2 protein-coding genes are annotated in these 3,277 nt (G+C 68.1%); both read left to right on the top strand.

Annotated elements, in window-relative coordinates; all coding sequences use genetic code 11:
- Nucleotides 1–2,643: type I polyketide synthase (locus tag ACIBCK_RS39140; protein ID WP_399398148.1), on the top strand; the 2,643-nt coding region annotated here is incomplete at its 5' end.
- A gap of 44 nt (nt 2,644–2,687) precedes the next feature.
- Nucleotides 2,688–3,277: beta-ketoacyl synthase N-terminal-like domain-containing protein (locus tag ACIBCK_RS39135; protein ID WP_399398146.1), on the top strand; the 590-nt coding region annotated here is incomplete at its 3' end.

Below are 3,277 nucleotides of genomic sequence, written 5' to 3'. Positions count from 1 at the left end.
GGGCAGCCGTGGTTGGCGGATCATGTGGTGGCGGGGCGGGTGATTGTGCCGGGTGCTGCGCTGGTCGAGATGGTGGTGCGGGCCGGTGATGAGGCCGGTTGCGGCCGGGTGGGAGAGCTGTTGATCGAGTCGCCGTTGGTGCTATCGGCGAGCAGCGGGGCGCGGGTGCAGGTGACGGTGGATGGGCCGGATGAGGCCGGTCGTCGTGCGGTCGCCGTTTATGCCCAGGCCGAGGATGCCTCGCCTGAGGACGCGTGGGTGCGGCATGCGGCGGGTGTTCTGGCTCCGGCGGACTCGGTGGGTGACGCTGTCGATGGTGGTTTGACGCAGTGGCCTCCGGCTGACGCTGTATCGGTGGATCTGGATGGCTTCTATCCGGCGTTGGCCGAGCGCGGCCTTGCCTACGGTCCGGTGTTCCAAGGGACCTATGCGGCTTGGCGGCACGGCGAGGAGCTGTACGCCGAAGTCGCCCTGCCCGAGGGCGTGGCGGTGTCTGGATTTGGGGTACACCCGGCGCTGATGGACGCCGCGTTGCACGTGGCGACGCTGAGTGTTGAGGGCGACGGCCTGGTGTTGCCGTTCGCCTGGAGTGATGTGGTGGTGCATGCCTCGGGTGCGTCGGTGGCTCGGGTGCGGGTTGCCCCGGCTGAGGTCGGTGAGGGTGTGTCGGTGACTTTGGCTGACGCTGAGGGTGGGTTGATCGCGTCGGTGGGTTCCCTGGTCTTGCGGGCGGCATCGGCTGAGGACCTGGCTACTGGCTTGGGTTCTGTCAGTGGGTCGCTGTTCGGGGTGGAGTGGGTGCTGGCTGAGTCTGTTGTTGGGGCTGAGCTGGTGGAGTTGGGTGTTGAGGGTGTGGGTGGGTTGGTGGCGTCGGTGGAGGCGGGTGCCGGGGTTCCGCCGGTTGTGGTGATGCGGGTGGCGCCGGAGGCGGAGGGCGGGAGTGTCCCGGCCGCGGCTCGGGGTGTGGTGGCGAGTGTGCTGGGTGTGGTGCAGGAGTGGCTGGCGCACGAAGTGCTGGCGGGATCACGGCTGTTGGTGGTGACTGAGGGTGCCGTGGATGCGGGTGGTGAGGGTTCGGTGGGGGTTGTGGTTGGTGGGGTGTGGGGTTTGATGCGGGTGGCGCAGTCGGAGAATCCGGGTCGGTTTGTGTTGGCGGATGTGGATGATCTGTCGGCGGATGGGGTTGTGGAGTGGCTGCGTGCGGGTGTGGGGACAGGTGAGCCGGAGTTTGCGGTGCGGTCGGGTCGGGTGCGGGTGCCACGGCTGACGCGGGTGACGGGTGGGGTGTCGGCCCCGGCGATTTCGGCAGAGCCGGGCGGCACGGTGTTGGTGACGGGTGCGTCGGGTGCGTTGGGCGGTTTGGTGGCCCGGCACCTGGCGCAGACGGGCCGGGCCGAGCGGCTGCTGCTGCTCTCACGTCGTGGCATCGAGGCAGCGGGAATGCCAGAACTGGTCGCCGATCTGGAGCAGTTGGGGGCCGCGGTGACGGTGGCGGCTTGTGATGCCGCTGATCGTGAACAGCTGGCCGGGGTGCTGAACGGGGTAGTGCTGACCTGTGTCGTGCATGCCGCGGGTGTTCTGGACGATGGGGTCATCGGAGCGCTGACGGCGGAGCGTATGGAGGCGGTGCTGCGGCCGAAGGTCGACGCGGCCTGGAACCTGCACGAACTGACCCGTCACCTGGACCTGAACGCCTTCACCCTCTTCTCGTCGATCGCCGGAGTCATCGGCCACGCGGGTCAGGCCAACTACGCGGCGGGCAACACGTTCCTGGACGCTCTCGCCGCCCACCGACACCAGCAAGGACTGCCCGCGGTGTCTCTTGCCTGGGGTGCCTGGGAGCGGGGCATGGCGGGTGAGCTGACGGAGGCCGATCGGCAGCGGATGGCTCGTCAGGGAGTACGTCCGCTGTCCGACGCGCACGGTCTCGCCGTACTGGACGCGGCCATGTCCCGCGATGAACCGCTGCTGATAGCAGCCGAGTTGGACATGGCCGCAGTGCGCGGATCGGGTGAGGTCCCGCTGTTGCTGTCGGGTCTGATACGTGGGCCGCGTTCCGGTGGGCCTGCCCGCCGTGCCGTCGGTGAGCACACCGTCGATGGGCAGAACAGTCTGGCCGCTCGCCTGACCGCGCTGAGCCCTGCCGAGCGTCAGGAGGCTCTGCGGGATCTCGTCGCCACGCAGACCGCCCTGGTCCTGGGCATGTCCGGGCCCGGCAGTGTCGACCCGGGCCGCGCGTTCCGCGACGTCGGTTTCGACTCCCTCACCGCCGTGGAATTGCGCAACCGGCTCAACAACGTATCGGGGCAACGCCTGCCCGCCACGGCCGTGTTCGACTACCCGACCCCGGCTGCCCTGGCCGATTTCCTGGCGCAGGAGATGTTCGGTTCGGCCGCCGAGGAGGCGTCCGCCCTGTCGGCCTACTCCGGACTCGACAAGCTCGAGGCGTCGCTGACAGAGGTCATGGACGACGACGCCGCCAGGGCACGGGTCACGGCACGGCTCAAGGACATTCTCGCCGTGCTGAGAGGCGCCGACGGATCCGGCGAGGCCGACGACAACGGTGATTCGGTCGCCGACAAGATCCAGTCGGCCGACGACGACGACATGTTCGACTTCATCGACAACCAGCTCGGGCTCTGAGTACGTGGCCGTACCACCGTGCGTAATGAGGAAGGCGTCAGCGGATGGCGAACGAAGGCAAGCTTCGTGACTATCTGAAGCGGGTCACCACTGACCTGCACCAGACCCGAGAGCGCCTGCGCGAGGTGGAGGGCCGTCGGCAGGAACCTGTGGCCATCGTGGGGATGGGGTGTCGTTTCCCGGGTGGTGTGTCGTCTCCGGGTGAGTTCTGGAAGTTGTTGGAGGAGGGCGGGGACGCGGTCGGGGTGTTTCCTGCGGACCGGGGTTGGGCTACGGACTTGGTCGATCTGGATCCGGATGCGGTGGGCAAGAGCGTCTCGGGTGAGGGCGGATTCCTTTATGAGGCGGGGGAGTTTGACGCGGAGTTCTTTGGGATCAGTCCGCGTGAGGCGGTGGCGATGGATCCGCAGCAGCGGTTGCTGCTGGAGACGTCGTGGGAGGCGTTGGAGGATGCGGGGATCGATCCGGGGGTGTTGAGGGGCAGTGACACGGGTGTGTTCACCGGCCTCTTCTACCACGACTACCTGCCGTGGCATCCCGTGCCTGAGGAGGTCGAGGGGTATCTCGGTACGGGCGGTACGGGGTCGGTGGCGTCGGGTCGGGTGGCGTATTCGCTGGGTCTGGAGGGCCCGGC

It is taken from the genome of Streptomyces sp. NPDC051218 (assembly GCF_044455475.1).
Lineage (GTDB): Bacteria > Actinomycetota > Actinomycetes > Streptomycetales > Streptomycetaceae > Streptomyces.
This window is presented reverse-complemented; position numbering and strand designations above follow the sequence as displayed.